Annotated in this window: 23 protein-coding genes; 19 read left to right on the top strand and 4 right to left on the bottom strand. The window is 41.0% G+C overall.

Annotated elements, in window-relative coordinates:
• Positions 1 to 132: 132 nt before the first annotated feature.
• The 5 genes from rpmG to LMU01S_RS00185 all read left to right on the top strand — a co-directional run bounded on the left by rpmG (position 133) and on the right by LMU01S_RS00185 (position 2,776).
• Positions 133 to 282, top strand: a complete 150-nt coding sequence (gene rpmG / locus LMU01S_RS00205; RefSeq protein ID WP_004047352.1) for a 50S ribosomal protein L33 — start codon at positions 133 to 135, stop codon at positions 280 to 282.
• 122 nt (positions 283 to 404) lie between these two features.
• A complete protein-coding gene (locus LMU01S_RS00200; protein ID WP_056959491.1) occupies positions 405 to 1,079 on the top strand; it encodes a rhomboid family intramembrane serine protease in 675 nt (224 codons plus the stop codon).
• A 19-nt stretch (positions 1,080 to 1,098) separates the two neighbouring features.
• A complete protein-coding gene (locus LMU01S_RS00195; RefSeq protein WP_056959493.1) occupies positions 1,099 to 1,314 on the top strand; it encodes a YqgQ family protein in 216 nt (71 codons plus the stop codon).
• An 18-nt stretch (positions 1,315 to 1,332) separates the two neighbouring features.
• On the top strand, positions 1,333 to 2,292 hold the full coding sequence (locus LMU01S_RS00190; RefSeq protein WP_004047358.1) for an ROK family glucokinase: 960 nt from the start codon (positions 1,333 to 1,335) through the stop codon (positions 2,290 to 2,292).
• 64 nt (positions 2,293 to 2,356) lie between these two features.
• On the top strand, positions 2,357 to 2,776 hold the full coding sequence (locus LMU01S_RS00185) for a rhodanese-like domain-containing protein (protein ID WP_004047361.1): 420 nt from the start codon (positions 2,357 to 2,359) through the stop codon (positions 2,774 to 2,776).
• 164 nt (positions 2,777 to 2,940) lie between these two features.
• Here the strand turns inward: LMU01S_RS00185 and LMU01S_RS00180 are convergent, their stop codons facing one another.
• From LMU01S_RS00180 to LMU01S_RS10195, 3 genes are all read right to left on the bottom strand, one after another.
• Complete coding sequence (locus tag LMU01S_RS00180; protein ID WP_056959495.1) at positions 2,941 to 3,747, bottom strand: SPFH domain-containing protein; 807 nt, start codon at positions 3,745 to 3,747, stop codon at positions 2,941 to 2,943.
• Positions 3,748 to 3,753: 6 nt separating this feature from the next.
• Complete coding sequence (locus LMU01S_RS00175) at positions 3,754 to 4,110, bottom strand: Arc family DNA-binding protein (RefSeq protein WP_004047365.1); 357 nt, start codon at positions 4,108 to 4,110, stop codon at positions 3,754 to 3,756.
• A 115-nt stretch (positions 4,111 to 4,225) separates the two neighbouring features.
• Positions 4,226 to 4,402 (bottom strand): DUF3042 family protein, encoded by a 177-nt coding sequence (locus LMU01S_RS10195; RefSeq protein ID WP_004047366.1) that lies wholly within the window; start codon positions 4,400 to 4,402, stop codon positions 4,226 to 4,228.
• A 136-nt stretch (positions 4,403 to 4,538) separates the two neighbouring features.
• Between LMU01S_RS10195 and miaA the strand changes: the two genes are divergently transcribed.
• The 4 genes from miaA (at position 4,539) to glnA (ending at position 8,643) form a co-directional block, all read left to right on the top strand.
• Positions 4,539 to 5,465, top strand: a complete 927-nt coding sequence (miaA, locus tag LMU01S_RS00170) for a tRNA (adenosine(37)-N6)-dimethylallyltransferase MiaA (protein ID WP_056959497.1) — start codon at positions 4,539 to 4,541, stop codon at positions 5,463 to 5,465.
• A 13-nt stretch (positions 5,466 to 5,478) separates the two neighbouring features.
• A complete protein-coding gene (locus tag LMU01S_RS00165) occupies positions 5,479 to 6,747 on the top strand; it encodes a methionine gamma-lyase family protein (RefSeq protein ID WP_056959499.1) in 1,269 nt (422 codons plus the stop codon).
• 142 nt (positions 6,748 to 6,889) lie between these two features.
• On the top strand, positions 6,890 to 7,276 hold the full coding sequence (locus tag LMU01S_RS00160) for a MerR family transcriptional regulator (RefSeq protein WP_004047369.1): 387 nt from the start codon (positions 6,890 to 6,892) through the stop codon (positions 7,274 to 7,276).
• A 23-nt stretch (positions 7,277 to 7,299) separates the two neighbouring features.
• Entirely contained in the window at positions 7,300 to 8,643 is a 1,344-nt protein-coding gene (gene glnA / locus LMU01S_RS00155; protein WP_004047371.1) for a type I glutamate--ammonia ligase, read from the top strand.
• A 48-nt stretch (positions 8,644 to 8,691) separates the two neighbouring features.
• On the opposite strand, the gene LMU01S_RS00150 is transcribed toward glnA, so the two are convergent.
• On the bottom strand, positions 8,692 to 9,087 hold the full coding sequence (locus LMU01S_RS00150; RefSeq protein WP_056959501.1) for a hypothetical protein: 396 nt from the start codon (positions 9,085 to 9,087) through the stop codon (positions 8,692 to 8,694).
• Between the two features lie 306 nt (positions 9,088 to 9,393).
• On the opposite strand from LMU01S_RS00150, the gene gmk reads away from it, so the two are divergent.
• The 10 genes from gmk to rpe all read left to right on the top strand — a co-directional run bounded on the left by gmk (position 9,394) and on the right by rpe (position 20,410).
• Entirely contained in the window at positions 9,394 to 10,008 is a 615-nt protein-coding gene (gmk, locus tag LMU01S_RS00145; RefSeq protein WP_004047375.1) for a guanylate kinase, read from the top strand.
• Positions 10,009 to 10,135: 127 nt separating this feature from the next.
• Positions 10,136 to 10,345 carry a DNA-directed RNA polymerase subunit omega gene (rpoZ, locus tag LMU01S_RS00140; protein ID WP_004047376.1) on the top strand — a complete coding sequence of 70 codons (210 nt, stop codon included), beginning with the start codon at positions 10,136 to 10,138 and terminating at the stop codon, positions 10,343 to 10,345.
• A gap of 113 nt (positions 10,346 to 10,458) precedes the next feature.
• Entirely contained in the window at positions 10,459 to 11,649 is a 1,191-nt protein-coding gene (coaBC, locus tag LMU01S_RS00135) for a bifunctional phosphopantothenoylcysteine decarboxylase/phosphopantothenate--cysteine ligase CoaBC (RefSeq protein WP_056959503.1), read from the top strand.
• On the top strand, positions 11,649 to 14,069 hold the full coding sequence (gene priA / locus LMU01S_RS00130; protein WP_056959505.1) for a primosomal protein N': 2,421 nt from the start codon (positions 11,649 to 11,651) through the stop codon (positions 14,067 to 14,069). Before coaBC ends, priA begins: the two co-directional genes overlap by 1 nt.
• Before the next feature lie 27 nt (positions 14,070 to 14,096).
• Positions 14,097 to 15,062 (top strand): methionyl-tRNA formyltransferase, encoded by a 966-nt coding sequence (fmt, locus tag LMU01S_RS00125; protein WP_056959507.1) that lies wholly within the window; start codon positions 14,097 to 14,099, stop codon positions 15,060 to 15,062.
• Entirely contained in the window at positions 15,043 to 16,392 is a 1,350-nt protein-coding gene (gene rsmB / locus LMU01S_RS00120; protein ID WP_056959509.1) for a 16S rRNA (cytosine(967)-C(5))-methyltransferase RsmB, read from the top strand. The genes fmt and rsmB overlap by 20 nt, the downstream gene beginning before the upstream one ends.
• 3 nt (positions 16,393 to 16,395) lie before the next feature.
• Positions 16,396 to 17,145: a Stp1/IreP family PP2C-type Ser/Thr phosphatase gene (locus tag LMU01S_RS00115; protein ID WP_056959511.1), complete on the top strand. Its 750-nt coding sequence runs from the start codon at positions 16,396 to 16,398 to the stop codon at positions 17,143 to 17,145.
• Positions 17,142 to 18,836 (top strand): Stk1 family PASTA domain-containing Ser/Thr kinase, encoded by a 1,695-nt coding sequence (gene pknB / locus LMU01S_RS00110; RefSeq protein ID WP_056959513.1) that lies wholly within the window; start codon positions 17,142 to 17,144, stop codon positions 18,834 to 18,836. The genes LMU01S_RS00115 and pknB overlap by 4 nt, the downstream gene beginning before the upstream one ends.
• Positions 18,837 to 18,857: 21 nt before the next feature.
• Positions 18,858 to 19,745 (top strand): ribosome small subunit-dependent GTPase A, encoded by an 888-nt coding sequence (gene rsgA, locus LMU01S_RS00105; protein ID WP_004047390.1) that lies wholly within the window; start codon positions 18,858 to 18,860, stop codon positions 19,743 to 19,745.
• Positions 19,746 to 19,759: 14 nt separating this feature from the next.
• Positions 19,760 to 20,410, top strand: a complete 651-nt coding sequence (gene rpe, locus LMU01S_RS00100) for a ribulose-phosphate 3-epimerase (protein WP_056959514.1) — start codon at positions 19,760 to 19,762, stop codon at positions 20,408 to 20,410.
• Position 20,411: the final 1 nt, after the last annotated feature.

The following is a 20,411-nucleotide window of genomic DNA, read 5'->3' as shown; positions in this document are numbered from 1 at the left end:
TTGCTGTCAAGGAATTTTCCTTAACAAATAGCCAAAAAATACTGGTAATCGATGCCAAAAGATGATATGATATTAAACGTTGAAGATGCCAAGGGCATTTTTAGGAACTGATATGTATGGGAGGTTTAGAACATGCGTGTAAATATTACATTAGAATGTACAGAATGTCATGAACAAACATATTTGACAAACAAAAACAAGCGTAATAACCCAGATCGTCTTGAACTTAAGAAGTACTGCCCACGCGATCACAAGGTTACTTTACATCGTGAAACAAAATAACAACAGGTTTAAAACCCTGTTGTTTTTTTTTGAAAGTTTGATGAACCGGTTGCATAAAGGCAAGACCTCAGCTGTGGTTTGTGCTAAAATAGGATAAACCAGACTAAATTGGGGGACCAGTTATGAACAGCTTTCGCAAAAAGCCGATCGTTACTTACGGACTGATCGCTGTCAATCTTTTAGTGTTTATTGGAATGACCCTAAGTGGCGGGAGTCAAAATGTAGTCAACTTGATCGCTTGGGGGGCTAAATATAACCCTTTGATCATTCAAGGTGAGCTTTGGCGCTTGTTCACACCGATGTTTATTCATATCGGATTAGAGCATTTGGCCTTAAATCTATTGACATTGTATTTTCTGGGAGTACAGCTAGAACAGCTATTCGGCAAATGGCGTTTTTTAGCCTTATATTTAATAAGTGGCGTGGGAGGCAACATTTTGAGTTTTGCGCTCTCAAGCAACATTTCAGCAGGGGCAAGTACTTCGCTGTTTGGTCTTTTTGGCGCCTATTTGATGTTGGGAGAATCATTTAGACATAACCAGTATATCAGAATGATCTCACGGCAATTTTTAGTTTTGATCGTACTTAATCTTGGATTTGACCTCTTTGCGGGAGGTATAGATATTTGGGGACACTTAGGTGGACTCTTAGCTGGTTTCCTGGCTTCTTATGCAGTTGGGGTACCTAATATAGGATCTATTCCAAGGATAAAACGGATCATTAGTGTTGTTGCTCTAGTAGTTGTATATGGATTATTGTTGCAAACCGGTTTCAATCACTGGCAATATCCAGTATAATTTTGAGGGAGAGGTTTTCATGAAGACGTTATATGATGTTCAACAGCTTTTGAAGCATTTTGGGATCTTTGTGTATGTTGGTAAAAGGCTTTGGGATATCGAATTGATGGCGATCGAGCTGGACAATTTATATAAAGCTGATGCGATCGATAAACAAGTCTTTTTGAGTGCCAAACTAGTCTTGACGCGGGAACACCGCATTGAGGAACAATATGAAGTAGCTAAAGATATTTAGATTTGAGGAGATATTAGTATGGACAAGAAACTTATCGGCGTTGACCTTGGTGGGACAACGATCAAATTTGCAATTTTAACCGCAGATGGTGAGATCCAACAAAAATGGAGTATTGAGACTAACATTTTAGATGAAGGTTCGCATATCGTACCTGATATCATTGAATCGATCAACCATCACTTGAATTTATATGAAATGACACCAGACCAATTTATCGGTATTGGGATGGGGACCCCAGGGACCGTTGATCGTGCAGCGGGCACAGTCGTTGGGGCTTACAACTTAAACTGGAAGACAGTTCAAAATGTTAAAGCTGAGATCGAAAAAGGCACAGGTATCAAGTTTGCACTTGATAACGATGCTAACGTTGCTGCTTTAGGTGAACGTTGGAAAGGTGCGGGTGAAAATGCTGCTAACGTTGCATTTATCACTTTAGGTACCGGTGTTGGTGGCGGTTTGATCGCTGATGGCAACTTGTTGCACGGTTTAGGCGCAGCGGGTGAAGTTGGCCATATCAACGTTCAACCTGATGGCTACCTTTGCACATGTGGTAACAAAGGTTGTTTAGAAACTTATGCTTCAGCTACTGGTGTTGTCCGGGTAGCCCGTGATATGGCTGAAGAATTTGCAGGCGATTCTGAATTGAAGCGTGCTTTAGACAATGGTGAAGAGATCAGCTCAAAGATGGTCTTTGACCTAGCTAAACAAGATGATATCTTGGCTAAACGTGTTGTTGATCGTGTTTGTTATTACTTAGGGTTGGCAAGTGCTAACATCAGTAGTATTTTACATCCAGAATATGTTGTTATCGGTGGCGGTGTGTCAGCTGCAGGTGATTTCTTATTGGATCAAGTTGAAGCTTACTTTAAGCAATTTGCATTCCCAACGATCCGGAATACGACAAAACTAAAATTAGCACAACTAGGTAACTCTGCAGGGGTTATCGGGGCTGCTTCTTTAGCTTTGGAATTTAAATAAACGTATTGATCAATTAAACAGTCTCGCTTTTAGGTGAGACTGTTTTAGTCTAGGAGGTTTTTTGATGAATTTAGTATTGGGTGAAATTTCAGCATGGCTTTGGATCGACCTTGTTTTGGTCATTATCTTATTATGGATGCTTGGTACACAATTATATTGGTGGTATCGGGGCAAAAAAGTTGCTCATATCGTTGAAAGCGATGAGTTCAAACAAGGTCTACGTAAAGGACAAGTTATCGATCTACGAGATAGTGCCGAGTTTGGGCGCTCACATATTTTAGGGGCAAGAAATATGCCGTTTGCACAATTCAAGCTTTATGAAAACGCATTGCGTAAAGATGCACCGGTTTACCTTTATGATACGACTAAAGCAATGCCGATCCGGATCGCAGCTCGTTTGAAAAAAGAAGGATTTAACGACATCTACATTTTAAAGGGTGGCTACTCTAAATGGGATGGTAAGAAAAAAACTAAAAAAATTTAGTAGGTATGGGTGATAGCGCTAAAGTTGTCGCCCATATTTTTGTAAAAATATAGCTGTAAGGCTTTATTTGGCCTTCAAAATATCAAAAATGCCTAACTCCTAGCAGCTAAAAAACCGCTATGATGCCAAAATACATCATAGCGGTTTTAATATGTTAGGAAACATTACTGGTCTAACATTTTTTTAATAACAGGTACTTGTCCTAGTTCGGTAATATCTTCTTTCGAAAGTACGACTAGATTAGTATCTGATTCAGCGAGGTTGGTAAAAGCAGTGATACTTTGATCTTTGAAGTAATTATCATCAACATTTTTTAAAGCTTCTTGGATCTTGGTGATCCGGTAACTTTCAGCGTCAGCCCGTGTTTTTGTCGCTTGGGCTTGAGCCTGTGCAGTTTCAACTAAGGCTTTATTTTTAGCATCGGTCGTTAATTTGATGTTGCGGGCTTCCCCTTCGGCTCGAGCGATCGCAGCTACCCGTTCGCGGTCGGCGGTCAACTGTTTATCCATAGCTTTTTGGATCTCTTTTGAAGGGGTCAATTCATCGATGTTGACTCGATCGACATTGATCCCATAAATATTTGTCAGATCCCCGATCGCATGTGCGAGCTCAGCGTTGATCTTAGAGGTCGAACCTAACGCTGCGTTTAGATCCATTCGTCCGATGATGTCGCGTAGATGACCGCGAACTAATTGAGCCATAGATTCTACAGAGTCAGAGTTTTCATAAGTGTATTTTTTAGCATCAGTAACGTGGTAGTTCAAAGTGACGCTTGCCTCGATCTCGGCATTATCTTGCGTGATAACAGAATATTTTTGTAGACGCAGTGGATGCATAGCCAATTCGACTGTCCGGATCTTTTGAAAAACAGGAACATAGAATTGTAAGCCAGCATCAACTGAACGTGAATATTTGCCTAAGGTCTCAACGAGTCCCTTACAGTTTTGGCGAACGATCTTGATACCAAACATAATGATTCACTCCTCTTTATTATTAAGTGGTCGTAAAGTTAAGATATTCCCCACTGCTTCGATGATGATGTAGTCGTGACCGAGTTTTAAAGGTTGGTTACTTTCGATCAAGTAGCGATAATAGATGCCATCAACTTTGACTAGACCATCAAGTTCATCAAATTGCCTAGCCGAAACGCGTTTGCCTAAAAACATTCGTTTCTCCAAGGACTCAGAACTAGTGGGTTTAGTTAAGGATTCATCAACGATCGATTGCAATGTTGCATTGACACTTTTATTTTCTTCTTTAGCCTTCTTACTTAGTTTTTCTTTTAATGAAGCTGGCAACCGAAATAAGAAGGTCGTCATTTCATCTTTGTCCATAAAGATCCTCACTTAAAAAATATTTTAGCATTACGATATCATTATGATATCATCAGGACGTAATAAAGTAAATAAAAATACCCGCTCTCAAAAAATGGAGCGGGTAGCTTATCTATTATCCTTGATGGGAAGAACGGCGTTTGCGCAATGCACGACGACGGTGTTGATCCAACACGGCTTCGCGTTCTTCGATCGGTTCAACTACAGTCTTCTTGAATGCATAAACACAACCTGCAACTGCACTAAAAGCAGTTAACGTGCCAACTAAGAAGCCCTTACCAAATGTCTTCATAGGGGATTCCTCCTTTTTGAATTACTACTCCTATTATGAATGATTAGCCAAAAAATATCCAGTATTTAACTCTTTTGGCTAAAAAATATGATAGTATTAATCATGTGAATAATTAGTCTTGTAGAAAGGAAAGATAATGGCACAAAAGCTACTATTGATCGTGGGGCCAACTGCAGTGGGGAAAACGGCATTAGCTGTTGAATTAGCCCAAAAATTCAATGGTGAGGTCATCTCGGGGGATTCGATGCAGATCTATCGCGGTCTAGACATTGGGACAGCTAAAGTAACACCCGCAGAAATGCAGGGCATCAAGCATTATATGCTTGATATAAATGAAATCGATCAGCGCTTTTCTGTAGCTGATTTTATTGCGCAGTGTAAACAAGATGCCCAAATGATCGCTAAAGAAGATAAATTGCCGATCTTAGCCGGGGGAACTGGTTTTTATCTTCATGCGTTATTAAATGATTTTAAGCTGGGTCAAGATAGTTATGCTCAAGCTGAGATTACACGTAACAAATGGCATGCTTTTGCAGCTGAACATGGGCAAAAAAAGTTATGGGAAAAATTAGCTCAGATCGACCCTAAGGCAGCTGCAAAGATCCCATTTCAAAATGAACAACGGGTCGTGCGGGCTTTAGAAGTCTATGAAAAAACTGGAAATCTGTTTTCCAGTCAAGCTGACCAAAAAAGTTTGGCTTACGATGCCTTGATCATTGGTTTGACAACAGAGCGGGCTTTACTATACGAACGGATCAATCAACGAGTCGATCTGATGTTAGAGCAGGGCTTGTTGGCAGAAGCCCGTTTTCTCTATGAAAAAGGCGGGGTCCAATTACCCCCGGGAAAAGGGATCGGATATAAAGAATTTTACCCATATTTTGAGGATAAGATCACACTTGAAGAGGCTGTCTTAGCAGTCAAACAAAATTCACGACGCTATGCCAAACGGCAATTGACATGGTTTCGCAATAAAATGGATGTTAATTGGTTTGATATCGTACAACATCCAGCACAAAAAGAAAAAATTATTGAGTTAGTTACGGACTGGCTCGCAAAATAACGGAGGATTTTCAATGTTAAATTCATGGAAACAAAACTTACCAGAAGATCTGATCGCAAAGGTGGCAAAAGTTGATGAAAAGATCAGTGGTCATTTGCAAAAGATCGATGAACAAGTGCTCTACAATCAACAACGTTTGTTGAGCTTATTTAGAAAGCACCGGGTCGCTGAAGAAGATCTGGTTGGTTCAACGGGGTATGGTTTTGATGATATGGGACGTGAAAAACTTGAAGCGATCTTTGCTGACTATTTTAAAGTCGATGACGCTTTAGTTCGACCACAACTTATCTCGGGGACACATGCGATCGCAACTGCTTTTTACGGTGTTTTACGTCCTAAAGATACTCTTTATTATATGACGGGGATGCCGTATGATACGATCCAACAAGTTATCGGTGTTGTAGGCGATAATCCTAAAACTCTCAAAGAATATGATATCAATTTTGATTACACTCCATTAAATGAGCAAGGCAAAGTTGACTATGATGCGGTCAAAGAAAAATTACAAAATGATAAGTCGATCAAGATGGTCGCAATCCAACGTTCACGTGGTTATGCGACCCGCGACAGTTTCGTTGTTGATGAAGTTAAAGAAATGATCGAATTTGTAAAACAATATGCTCCAAATGCGGTGGTCTTCATCGATAATTGTTATGGTGAATTTTCAGAACCAACAGAACCGACATTTTACGGGGCAGATCTGATGGCGGGTTCGTTATTCAAAAATGCTGGTGCGGGGATCGCTAAGGGTGGTGCCTTTATCGTTGGACGTAAAGACTTAGTGGCGCAGGCAGCTGCGCAACTTTATGCTCCTGGTTTAGGTAAGGCTGAAGGGCCAACTTGGGGATATCTACGTGATTTCTATCAAGGAGTCTTTATGGCACCACATACAACAGGAGAGGCGATCAAAGGTGCGATCTATACGGCGGCCTTATTAGAAGAACTTGGAATGGAGGTTTCGCCTAAATGGGATGCACCGCGAACAGACCTCGTTCAAACGGTCACATTTGGAAAGCCAGAACCGATGATCAAGTTCTGTGCTGCGATCCAGCATAATTCACCAATGAATGCTTTTGTTGATCCAGTGCCAAGTTATATGGATGGCTATGAAGATCAAGTTATTATGGCTTCTGGGAGTTTCACAGAAGGATCAACGATCGAACTTTCCTCTGACGGTCCTTTGCGTGAACCATATTGTCTCTACATTCAAGGTGGTCTATCTTACGCACATGTTAAATTAGCCGTCACGGCAGCCGCTAAAGAAGCATTTTATAAAGATTGAGCAGTCAAAAAGTCGGGTTTATACTCGACTTTTTTATTAAAAAAATAAATATCTATCATTCTATGTTATAAAATGTAACATAAGTGATTGACAATATAATTTAGAGTTGCTATGATAATGGAGTGATCCAAAGGAGGATGTTATGAAGGAAAAAGAGTTACGTCGCTCATTGGCTGTTTTGCCGATCGGGACGGTCATGAAACTTACTGATCTAACTGCACGGCAGATCCGCTATTATGAGGAACAGGGATTGGTCATACCTGAACGAAATGAAGGTAATCGTCGGATGTATTCGTTGAACAATATTGATAAATTATTAGAAGTCAAAGATTATTTAGCTGAGGGTATCAACATGGCTGGGATCAAACAGATCTATGCTGAGCGCGCCCAAGAAGAGGCAAAACGCCAAGCTAAACGTGAAAAATCACTGACGGATGCCGATGTTAGACGGATCTTACGCGATGAATTCGTTGCTGTCAGCGGTTTGAGCAAGCAAAATCAATTTTCTTTCCGAAATAACGGTCTCTAATCAAATTACAAGGAGCAATCAGTATGGCAAAACCTAGCTACACCAAAGATGAAATTCGTAAATTGGCAAAAGATGAACATGTGCAATTTTTGCGCTTGATGTTCACTGATCTCTACGGTACGATCAAAAACGTGGAAGTTCCGATCAGCCAACTTGACAAAGTATTAGATAATAAGATGATGTTTGATGGTTCTTCGATCGATGGCTTTGTACGGATCGAAGAAAGCGATATGTGGCTTTACCCGGATCTATCAACATGGTTGATCTTTCCGTGGGAAAGTGAACACGGAAAAGTTGCACGTTTGATCTGTGAAGTTTATAATGCTGATCGAACACCATTTTATGGGGATCCAAGAAATAATTTGATCCGCATTTTGGACGAAATGAAAGAATTAGGTTTTACTGACTTCAACATTGGGCCTGAACCAGAATTTTTCTTATTCAAATTAGATCCTGAAACAGGTAAACCAACCACACATCTAAATGACAAGGGAAGTTATTTTGACCTTGCTCCAGTCGACCTCGGCGAAAATTGTCGACGTGATATCGTATTGGAATTAGAAAAGATGGGCTTTGATGTTGAAGCTTCACACCATGAAGTTGCTCCTGGTCAACATGAAGTTGATTTTAAGTACGCAGATGCACTACATGCCTGTGATAATATCCAAACATTCAAACTAGTTGTTAAAACTGTAGCTAGAAAATATGGTCTACATGCAACATTTATGCCAAAACCACTTGATCGGATCAATGGATCAGGGATGCACTTGAATATGTCACTTTTCAATGAAAAAGGCAATGTTTTCTTTGATGAAAATGCTGAAGAGCAACTTTCTCAAGAAGCGCGCTATTTCTTGGGTGGATTGATCAAGCATGCGCGTAATTATACTGCTGTTATGAATCCAACGGTCAACTCTTATAAGCGTTTAGTTCCAGGATACGAAGCTCCAGTTTACGTAGCTTGGTCTGGTCATAACCGTTCACCGTTGATCCGTGTACCGATCGCTCGTGGTTTATCTACCCGGGTCGAATTACGCAGTGTTGATCCATCAGCTAATCCATATCTTGCGGTAGCTGCTGTCTTAGCTGCTGGGTTAGATGGTTTGAAGAATAAGATCGAACCCCCAAAACCAGTTGACCGTAACATTTATGTTATGGGCGAAGAAGAGCGCAAAGCTAATGGGATCGAGGATCTACCATCGACCTTGCATAATGCGCTAAAAGCCTTACGGACTGATGAAGTGATCATCAATGCGATGGGGCCACACCTATACAACAACTTTATTGAAGCTAAACGTTTAGAGTGGGAGGCATATCGCCAAGAAGTATCCCAATGGGAACGTGATCAATACCTAGAGCTTTATTAAGCTAAAATATTAGTTAAAAAACCTGTCATTTTTACGACAGGTTTTTTGTTATTTACTGATGAGGACTGGATGATGAAGTGTGACGTCTTTGACAGAGAAACGTTCTAAACCGAGATGAACGATATCTTTGGTGAAGACGACCCGGGTCTGTTTGTCTGATATCTTGAGAGTTACAGCGTCAAAACGGTTTTTGATCGAATCTAGTTTCCCGCTGAGTGTTTCAGTCGTGCCATCCTTTAGTGCTAAAGTGAGAGTAGCTGTTTTTTGCGAACGGATCGCTTGTTGTAAGAAAAGTGCAAGTTGCTTTGGTGGAATACTTGCAAAATCGGTTGTACGTGGGGGAGGCGTTGTTTGTTCGAGTTCAAAGAATGATTGTGCTTTAGTATGGAGATTTTTAGTAAATTTGCTCAAATTTTCAGGGCTGAAGAATTTTTTAAGTGTCATGGTAAATATCCTCCTAGAACATTTGTTTGATATCTATATTATATGAACGTCTGTTCGATAAATCAAGAGAAACTTTGGATAAAAATATATTGATATAGCTTAGAAGGAAAATAGACATTTTACAACGTAGTGTCCTATGTACAATAAGTGGTTCTTGATTAGGGGATCGCTCATGACATGAAAAGCCCTAGATTTTTTTGAGAAAATTTAATTAAAATCTGCAAAAATGGACATGACGACTTGAAAAAAGCCTTAAAAAAGTGCACAATGGTATATAAACTTATAAATTGAGGAGTTATAAAGCGCATGGCTAAAAGAGGAATGTTGATCGTCCTTTCAGGTCCTTCTGGTGTGGGGAAGGGTACTGTGCGAAAGGAGATCTTTTCACAAGAAGGAAACAACTTTGACTATTCGATCTCAATGACGACTAGACAAATGCGACCAGGCGAAGTTAATGGTAAAGATTACTACTTCGTTTCAAAAGAGGAGTTTGAAAAAGAGATCGCCGATGGAGGCATGTTGGAATATGCTCAATATGTTGACAATTATTATGGAACACCATTAAAATACGTTAATGAGATGCTCGATGCGGGGAAAGATGTCTTTTTGGAGATCGAAGTCAAAGGTGCGATGCAAGTACGTGAAAAAGTTTCAGACGGCTTGTTCATCTTCTTGACGCCACCTGATCTGATGGAACTTCGCCAACGGATCATCAATCGTGGGACTGATGATCTAGAAACGATCGATAAGCGTATGGAAAAGGCAAAAGATGAGATCGAAATGATGCAAAATTACGATTACGCGGTCGTAAACGATGAAGTTACTAAAGCAGCAGAAAAGATCAAAACTATCATTCGGGCTGAACGTTGGCGTGTTAAACGTTTCTTGCCTGATTATAAGAAACAATTAGGGGTCGACTGACCGCTTTGAGTCGAGAGCTAAGAAGTTTAAATGTGAGGCAATAGCGCAATAAATCTAGGAAAGGAAGAGACTATATTCTTCACAAGTTATTTTGACTTGTTCACATTCATATAGTTGAGAATATTCAATGATTTTATACCCATCAGTGGATGAACTTTTAGAACGTGTCGATTCACGTTACTCTTTGATCATGCTTGCATCTAAGCGTGCACACGAACTTGATGCTGGTGCACATCCAATGTTAAGCGAATATGAATCGGTAAAAAGTGTTGGCCGAGCTTTAGAAGAAATCGTTGCCGGTGACCTTAAGATCAAATCTGAAGGTGAAGAAGGCTAATATAGCAGAGTGAGACTGAGGTTGACCTTGGTCTCATTTTTTTTGAACAACTAAAAATATTAATTTTGAGGAATATGCTAAAATATGGATAGATAATTAAAGGGGCTGATTTTTTGAAGGAAAAACATGTAGCGATCTATGTAAGCGGTGGGATCGCAGCCTATAAAGCAGCCATTTTGGCGCGACTCTTTATTAAACAAGGGGCAAAGGTCAAAGTCGCAATGACTAAAGCGGCTCAAGCTTTTGTTACACCACTGACATTTAAGGGTTTGACCCATCAAGAAGTTTATACAGATCTCTTTGAAAATGATTCACCTGTGCCACATATCGAGTTAGCTGATTGGACTGATCTAGCTGTGGTAGTACCGGCTACAGCTAATGTGATCGCTAAGATGGCCAATGGGATAGCTGACGACTTTGTAACGACTGCCCTATTAGCGACGGCAGCGCCTAAATATGTTGTTCCCGCTATGAATGATAAAATGTGGAGCGATCCAGCGACCAAGCGCAATATTGCACGGTTACAAGACGATGGGGTTGCAATTTTAGAACCAGTGACAGGCCTATTAGCTGAAGGTTATACTGGTAAAGGTCGGATGCCTGATCCAGAAGCTATCTATGCTTGGATCGCTGAAGTAGAAAATATCGAACAAGATCTTAAAGGAAAAAAAGTTTTGATAAGTGCAGGTGGGACCCGAGAAGCGATCGATCCGGTCAGATATATCGCCAACCGTTCGAGTGGAAAAATGGGATATGCTTTAGCTAAACGCGCTTTAGTGCGAGGTGCAGAAGTTATCTTGGTCACTGGCCCGACTAAACTAACACCACCAGCAGGCGTCGCGACATATGAGGTCCAGACTACTGCGGAATTAGAAAAAGCGATGCTCACCCATTATGCCGATCAAGATATTGTGATCATGGCAGCAGCAGTGGCGGACTATCGAGTTAAAACAGTTGCAGAACAAAAGATCAAGAAAAATGCTGAAACATGGCAATTAGAGCTGGTAAAAAATCCGGATATTTTAAAGCAATTGGGCGAATTAAAGCGTGATCAAATATTAGTTGGTTTTGCGGCTGAAACGACCGATCTTTTGCACCATGCAACTAAAAAATTACAGCAAAAAAATGCAGATCTCTTAGTTGCAAATGATGTTTCACGAAAAGATATCGGCTTTGGTGCTGACGACAACGAAGCCTGGCTGTTGACAAGAAAAAACGCGCCTAAAGCTACTGGTAAGCTAAAAAAGACGCAATTAGCTGACCTGATCTTGAGTTCTGCTTTGCAGTTACGAGGTGAGTGCTGATGGCACGTTATGCGCAAGTTATTGTTGATGTGCCCGCTATGCAGACTAATCGCCCATATACGTATGAGTTACCTCAAGCATTACAAGCTCAAGCTCAGGTAGGCATGCGAGTGATCGTCCCTTTTGGTAAGGGAGAACGCCAGATCCAAGGTTTTATCGTCGGTCTAACTGACGAATATGGGCTTACTATCGCACCTAAGCAAGTTACAAGTTTAATGGATCTAGCTCCGGTCTTGAATAATGAAGCTTTGCAATTAGCCGATTGGTTAGCCCAAAAGACATTCTCCTTTAAGATCCGTTGTCTACAAGTGATGTTACCAAATGCTATGCGTGCAAGTTATTCCAAGAGTTTACGTTTGCTTTCAGCTGATGAATTGCCCCAAGAATTGAACTCGCTTTTTGCCGGAAAGTCAGAGATCGAATTTGATGAAAGTAAATTATCGGCCCAACAATTGAATAAGTTGGCACAAATGCGCCAAGCTGGGCATTTAGAAGTTGTCTATCATGTTAAAGATCGGGCCAAAGCCAAGCTAGTCGGAGTGGTGACTTCGCTAGTTGATGAAAAAAACTATGCTCAATTCAAAGCTAAAGTGCGGAAAAACGCGCATAAGCAATTGGAGTTGTTAGAATTTTTATATCAAAATTCGCACCAAAAGTTTTTGCAAACAAAGCTGCAAGCAAGTTTACAGATCAGTCTAAGTCAATTAAAAAAAGCGGCTCAGCAAGGATGGCTAAAGTTAGCCAAGCAAGAACGCTATCGTGATCCTTATGGTGATAAAACGCTCCAAGCGACTACGCCTAAGCAATTAACGGCTGAACAACAGCGAGCGGTCGAACAGATCGACCAAGCAATAACAGCTAAAAATGCAACTACATTTTTATTGGAAGGTGTGACTGGCAGTGGTAAGACTGAGGTTTATCTTCAAGCGATCGCTCATGCGTTAAGTCAGGGACATTCGGCTTTGATGCTCGTGCCAGAAATATCATTGACGCCACAAATGGTCCAAAGAGTCAAAGAGCGTTTCGGCAAAGAGGTTGCGATGTTGCATAGTGCGTTATCAGACGGTGAACGTTACGATGAATGGCGCCGGATCGAGCGCAAGGAAGCAAAAGTCGTAGTTGGTGCGCGTTCGGCTATTTTTGCACCTTTAGATGATCTGGGGTTGATCATTATCGATGAAGAGCATGAAACAAGTTATAAACAAGAAGATATGCCACGTTATCAAGCACGGGATGTAGCGCTTTGGCGTGGAAAATATCATAATTGCCCCATAGTTTTAGGTTCGGCAACGCCAGATCTAGCGACACGAGCGCGCGCAAAAAAGGGTGTTTATCAACAATTGAATTTAACTAAACGGATCAATGGTAGCTCTTTGCCACAGGTCACTTTGGTCGATATGCGTGAAGCGGTTAAGACTGCACCTGCTCCAGATTTTTCGCAGGTACTGCTTGATCAGATCGCTAAACGTTTGGCCAGAAAAGAACAGGTCGTCTTGATGTTGAATCGACGGGGGTATTCGTCATTTGTTTTGTGTCGTGATTGTGGCTTTGTCTTGAAGTGTCCGAATTGTGATGTTTCGTTGACTTTACACATGGATACGCACTCGATGAAGTGTCATTATTGTGGTCATGAAGAAGCGATCCCAAAGCGCTGTCCAAGTTGTGATAGTCAAAAGATCCGTTACTATGGGACCGGAACTCAAAAAGTCCAAGAGGAGTTAGAAAAGTTGTTACCTGAAGCAAAAATCTTGCGGATGGACGTTGATACGACCCGTAAAAAGGGCGCACACGAACGGTTATTAGCTAAATTTGGGGCGCATGAGGCTGATATTTTATTAGGAACGCAAATGATCGCTAAGGGATTAGACTTCCCCGATGTGACTTTAGTTGGTGTTTTAAATGCTGATACAGCTTTGAGTTTGCCAGATTATCGTTCGAGTGAACGGACTTTTCAACTTTTGACACAGGTAAGTGGACGGGCTGGGCGTGCCGATAAGACTGGCCAAGTAGTTATTCAGACTTATAATCCAGAGCATTATGCGATCCAACTAGCTTGTCGGCAAGATTATGAGCAATTTTTCTTTTACGAGATGAATTTACGCCATTTGAATAATTACCCACCGTATTACTATACGATCAAGATCACAGTTAGTGCTAAAAGTGAGGCAGAAGCCGCTAAAGAAAGTTTTGCGATCAAAAAAGGACTCGCTCAATGCTTGAGTCCACAAGCGCTAGTTTTAGGTCCAACGCCAAGTTCGATCTTAAAGATCAAGAATCGGTTTTATTACCAATTAGTGATAAAATATAAACAAGAGCCCGCTTTGGAAAAGTATCTACAAGAACTGCTCTTACAAAGCCAAAGCGGTGAGAAAAAAGGGCTCATGGTCGTGATCGATCGTGAACCTGTCAATTTTTTATAATGTTAAGTAAAGAGGATGATAAGTGAAATGACATCAGTAGTATTTATGGGAACGCCACAATTTGCTGCCCCGATCTTAGAAGGTCTAGTGACCAATGGATATGATGTAAAAGCCGTTGTGACCCAACCAGATCGTTATACAGGACGTAAACGAGTTTTAACGGCTTCACCGGTCAAAGAAATGGCTTTAAAACATGGGATCAAGGTTTTGCAACCAGAAAAGATCTCAGGTAGTCCTGAGATGCAAGAGATCATCGAACTACAACCAGATCTCATCGTTACAGCCGCTTTTGGTCAATTTTTACCTACTAAATTGATCCAAGCAGCCAAGATCGGTGCGATCAATGTTCACGGCTCACTATTGCCTAAATACCGTGGTGGAGCTCCAGTACAGTATGCGATCATGAATGGAGATGATAAGACAGGTGTCACGATCATCTATATGGTCAAACAGATGGATGCTGGTGCAATGTTAGCTCAAAAAGAGATGCCGATCGGACCAAAAGATGATACAGCTTCGATCTTTGAAAAGATGAGCCTCTTAGGGCGCGATACTTTACTAGAAATGCTACCACATTTGATCGCAGGTGAGATCAAACCAGTTGAACAAGATGAATCAAAAGTCGTCTTTTCACCAACGATCAAACCAGCAGAAGAGAGTTTGAGTTTAGAGCTGACGGCTAAAGAACTTGATTGGAAGATCCGGGCATTACGACCAGCTCCAGGCGCTTACTTTGCTGATTTTAAAGGCAAGCGAACTAAGTTATGGGAGATCGAACCACTAGCGCAAACAACTGAGTTTGAAGCTGGAACAGTGGTTGAAGTTTCAAAACATGAGCTGATCTTAGCTGCTGCTGAAAATACGACTTATAGTGTCAAAATTTTACAGCCAGCAGGTAAACCTAAATTAAAGATCACTGATTATTTAAATGGTGTCGGTCAAGGATTAAAAGTAGGACAAAAGGTAATTTCAGATGGCAAAGAAGATAAATAAGACACCGCGTTATTTAGCGGTTGAATTGCTTGAAAAAGTCGAAAAGCAAGGTGCGTACTCAAATTTAGCACTCAACCAAACGATCAAGCAAAACGAATTGTCAAAGCGAGATGCACATTTATTGACTAACATCGTCTATGGTGTGATCCAACATAAGCTTACTTTGGAATATTATTTAAAGCCTTTTATCAAACGACCAAATAAATTACAAAGTTGGGTCAAACAATTACTTTTAACGGCACTTTATCAACAGATATATTTGGATAATATTCCTAAACGTGCGATCTTTAATGAAACGATCGAGATCGCTAAAGTTAAGGGGCATGCTGGGGTCCGGAAGTTTGTTACCGGGATCTTGCATGCGATCGATCGCCAAGGCTTACCGAGCTTAGATGCGATCGCTGATCCGATCGAAGCTTTGAGCATTGCAACTAGTACACCGCGGTGGTTGGTCGAACAGTTGCAAAAAGAGGTCGGTGTAGCCAAAACTAAAAGTATTTTAGAAACAGTCAATCAAGCTCCAAAGCAAACGGTCCGTGTCAATACTAAAGTGACGACAGCTAAGGCGTTAACAGAACAGTTAGAGGCTGAAAAACTTGAAGTGACTAAAAGTTCAGTCACACCGTTAGCTTTGCAAGTCAACACTGGCTTTATTCCAGCGACAGAAGCTTTTAAAGCCGGTCAAGCGATCGTGCAAGATGAAAGTGCGATGTTGGCAGTTGAATCGATGGCGCTCAAGGCAGATGATCAAGTTTTAGATGCTTGTGCAGCCCCAGGTGGAAAAACCACACAGATCGCTGCCCAGTTAGAGACCGGACAAGTCACTAGTCTAGATATCCATAAGCATAAAGTGGCTTTGATAGAGCAAAATGCGCTCCGGGCCCATGTTAAAGCACAAGTGAGGGCTTTACAACTGGATGCACGCAAGGCGTCCGAAGAGTTCACAAAGGCAAGTTTTGATAAAATACTAGTAGATGCTCCTTGTTCCGGGATCGGTCTATTACGGCGTAAGCCTGAGGTCAAGTATGAGAAAAAATATCAAGACTCATTAGACCTTCACCAGATCCAAGTTAGCATTTTAGATGCGGTGGCGCCGTTACTAAAAGTTGGAGGTACGCTGACATATAGTACCTGTACGATCTTAGACAGTGAAAATCAACAAACTATCTCGGCGTTTCTAAAAGCTCACCCAGAATTTGAGCAGCTCAAAACAAAAACGGCCTTTGAGCTCAAAGCAGATCGAAAAGAACTGGGCTTGACGATCTATCCTGATGATTACTTATCGGATGGATTTTATATTGCAACATTAGTTAAAAGAACTGAGGTGTAACAGATGAAGATCGCATATACGAGTGATGTGGGCCAAGTCCGACAAGTCAATGAAGACCGCGTTGCAACATTTAAAAATAAAGCTGGTTTTAGCTTTGCGATCGTGGCAGATGGCTTAGGTGGGCATTTAGGTGGAGAAGTTGCTTCTGAAATGGCAGTTTCTCATCTTGGCTACTTATTTGAACAGACAGAATTAAGTGATGCAACAGCAGCGATAAAATGGCTTGAAGATCAAGTGATCGTTGAAAATAATAGTATCTTGAAGCGAGCTGATCAGTATCAAGATCTAGCTGGAATGGGAACGACACTTGTATGTGCGATGATCTTTAACGACCAGATCGCGATCTCAAATATCGGTGATAGTCGAGCATACTTATTACATGCAGGTAAATTTGAGCAGATCACAGAAGATCATTCTTATGTCAATGAGTTGGTCAAGCGTGGTGAGATCAGTAAAGAAGAAGCTAAGCATCATCCGCACAAGAATATTATTACACGGACGTTAGGTGTCTCTAAACAAGCTAAGATCGATTCGTGCATTTTGAAGTTATTGCCGACTGATATGTATTTACTCTGTTCGGATGGTTTGACGAACATGTTAGATGATGAAAAGATCAAACAGATCTTAGAGTTACCAGCGCTTTCTTTGCAAGAAAAAGCTGAAAAACTAATTGAGCAAGCTAACTTAGCTGGAGGCTCGGATAATATCACAGTTTTGATAATTTGGTCAGATGAGGAGGACGATGAAAAATGAGAGCCGGTTATGCGATCAATGGTCGCTACCGCATCATCCGCTCTTTAGGCGAAGGTGGCATGGCTAATGTTTACCTAGCTTACGATCTGATCTTAGAACGTGAGGTGGCAGTCAAGCTCTTGCGTTTAGATCTAAGCGACGATAAAGCTGCGGTCAGGCGATTTCAACGTGAAGCTAATTCGTTGATCGAGCTCGATGATCCACATATCGTTGATATTTTCGATGTTGGTGAAGATCATGGCATGCAATATTTGGTAATGGAATATGTTAAAGGGATGGATCTCAAGCGCTATATCGAAAAGTACAAACCGTTGGCCTATACTAAAGTGATCGAGATCATGGAGCAGATCTTATCAGCAGTAAAAGAAGCACATAGTCATGGGATCATCCACCGCGATCTAAAGCCCCAAAATATCTTATTAGATGAAGCGGGAAATGTTAAAATAACTGATTTTGGGATCGCGATCGCCCTAGCCGAAGAAACCATGACTAAGACGAATACGCTGATGGGATCAGTTCATTATATTTCCCCCGAGCAAGCACGTGGTAGCATGATAACTCAACAATCTGATATTTATTCATTAGGGATCATTTTATTTGAAATGTTGACGGGTCGCGTTCCATATGATGGTGAAACAGCTGTTTCGATCGCATTGAAACATTATCGCAGTCAGATGCCAGCCCCCCGCTCGTTTAAGCAAGATATCCCGCAAGCCTTAGAAAATATCGTTTTGCATGCTACGGCTAAAGACTGCACTGATCGTTATCAAAATGTGGAGGAGATGCAAGCTGATCTAGCAACTTGTTTAGATGAAAAACGAGCAGCTGAGCAACAGTGGCGTCCGCGGACACATGTGGAAGAAGAGACTAAGATCTTACCTAATTTTTATGATGAGGTAGCTCGTGAAGATAAAAACTTAACTAAGACGATACAAATTACACCAGAACCTAAAAAAGCAGTGAAAAAAACTCCTAAACGGTTGAAAATTTGGATGCTAATGATCTTATCGATATTAGTGGTTCTAGGGGCGCTTATTTATACGCTCCCAAAAGATGTATCGGTCCCTGATCTAAAAGGGATGCATAAAAAAGAAGCTGTCCAGCTATTGGAAAGTCAACGTTTGAGTCTAGGCAAAGTGACTTATCAGTATAATGCTCGCTATGATGCAGGCTGTGTGACCTTTACTTCTCCAAGTAAGGGAACCACAGTCAAACAGCGCACTAAGATCGACTTGATCTTATCTAAAGGTCTGCCTAAAAAAGCTTTTGGAGATTATCGTGGCCGTGATTTTAGTGATGTTAATCGCAAGTTGAAAGCTCAAGGGGTCACGGTCAAACAAGAAAAACAGTATTCAGATAGTGTAGCAAGTGGTGAAATAATCGCTCAATCGATCTCACCTAAAAAGAAAGTTGCATTTGCAAAAACAACAGTAACATTTACAGTCAGCCAAGGACAAAACTTTGAGGGAATGATCGATCTAACTGGCTATACTTTGAGTGAAGCTAAGGAATACGCAAGGGAATGTGGCTTAGAGTTAGTTGTGAAAAAAGCATCAGGTTCAAAGAAAAAAGCGACGTTTGTGATCGCCCAAGAGCCAGCAGTAGGGACGCCTTTGCATGAAGGTGATGTTTTAGAGATAACTTTGGGTAGGAAGAATGAAAATATTCCCTACAATTATGAAGTAGAATAGAAATGAAAGGTGATAGAGTAATTGACAAAAGGACAGATAAGACAATCTTTGAGTGGCTACTATGATGTAGTTACTACTGATGGTATAGAGTATCGAACTAGAGCACGGGGAAATTTTCGTAAAAAAAAGCAAACTCCGCTAGTGGGAGATTGGGTAGAGTTTAAGGCGCAAAAAGCTGATGAAGGCTATATTTTAGAGATCTATCCGCGAAAAAACCAGTTGGTCAGACCACCAATGGCCAATTTGGACACGGCTATTGTAGTCACAGCTTGTATTCAGCCCGATTTTTCCAGTAATTTACTTGACCGTCAGTTAGCGATGTTAGAAGCAAATGATGTCTCACCAGTTTTGTATTTCTCAAAATATGATCTTCTCACTGAAGAAAAAAAAGCAGAACTTGATCCGATCTTAAACTACTATGCTAAGTTTTATCCGGTTTATCGGGGAGGCTTGCCAGCTCGCTTAGAGACGTTAAAGACGATGCTAGCCAAACTCCATCATCAAGTCATCGTTGTGATGGGACAAACTGGTGCGGGGAAGTCAACGCTTTTGAATCAGCTAGAGCCAACTTTGAAGTTAGCAACTGGCGAGATCTCTAAAGCTTTGAGTCGTGGACGACATACGACACGTAAAGTTTCTCTTTTGCCGATCGGAGATAACTTATTAGCCGATACGCCTGGTTTTTCATCCTTTGAATTATTAGAGATCACTAAAGAACAACTCCCAGCACTTTTTCCAGATCTTGTAGCTTATCAAGCTGAATGTAAATTCAGGGGATGTTTGCATATCAACGAACCTAAATGTGCAGTCAAGGCAGCGGTAGAGTCAGGTGAGATCATGTCTAGTCGCTATGCTAATTATCAGTTGTTCCACGATATGATCATAAATCAAAAACCTAAATATAGATAATGGAGGAATTTAATATGAAAATTGCACCTTCAATTTTAAGTGCAGATTTTGCAAACTTAAAAGATGATGTTTCTGTTGTAGAACAGGCAGGAGCTGAGTATTTACACATTGACATAATGGATGGACATTTTGTCGATAACTTAACGTTTGGGGCTAATGTAGTAAAGGCTTTGCGTAAGCATTCAAAGCTGGTTTTTGATTGTCATATGATGGTCGATGAGCCAGAAAAATATATTACTGACTTAAAACAAGCAGGTGCTGATATCGTTGGGGTCCATTTAGAAGCAACACCGCATATCCATCGGGTCTTGAGTCAGATCAAGGCTAGTGGTCTAAAAGCAGAAGTTGTTTTAAATCCAGGGACTCCAGTTATGGCAGCAGCTGAGATTTTACCGCTAGTCGATCAAGTGTTGATCATGACAGTCGATCCAGGTTTTGGTGGCCAAGCTTTTATCCCTGAAACAGTAGCCAAGGTAGCTGAAGTGGCAGCTTATAAAAAAGAACATGGACTTGACTTTGAGATCGAAGTCGATGGTGGGATCAATGCTGAAACGATCAAAGAAGTTGCTTGTGCGGGAGCAACAGTTGCAGTTGCTGGTTCATATGTTTTTAACGCAAAAGATCCAGCAATGCAGATCGCAGCGTTAAAAGAAGCTACTAAATAGG

Origin of the sequence: Ligilactobacillus murinus DSM 20452 = NBRC 14221, assembly GCF_001591685.1 — a bacterium.
Lineage (GTDB): Bacteria > Bacillota > Bacilli > Lactobacillales > Lactobacillaceae > Ligilactobacillus > Ligilactobacillus murinus.
Note: the sequence above shows the minus strand (reverse complement) of the source record. Positions and strands in the feature narration are given on the sequence as shown.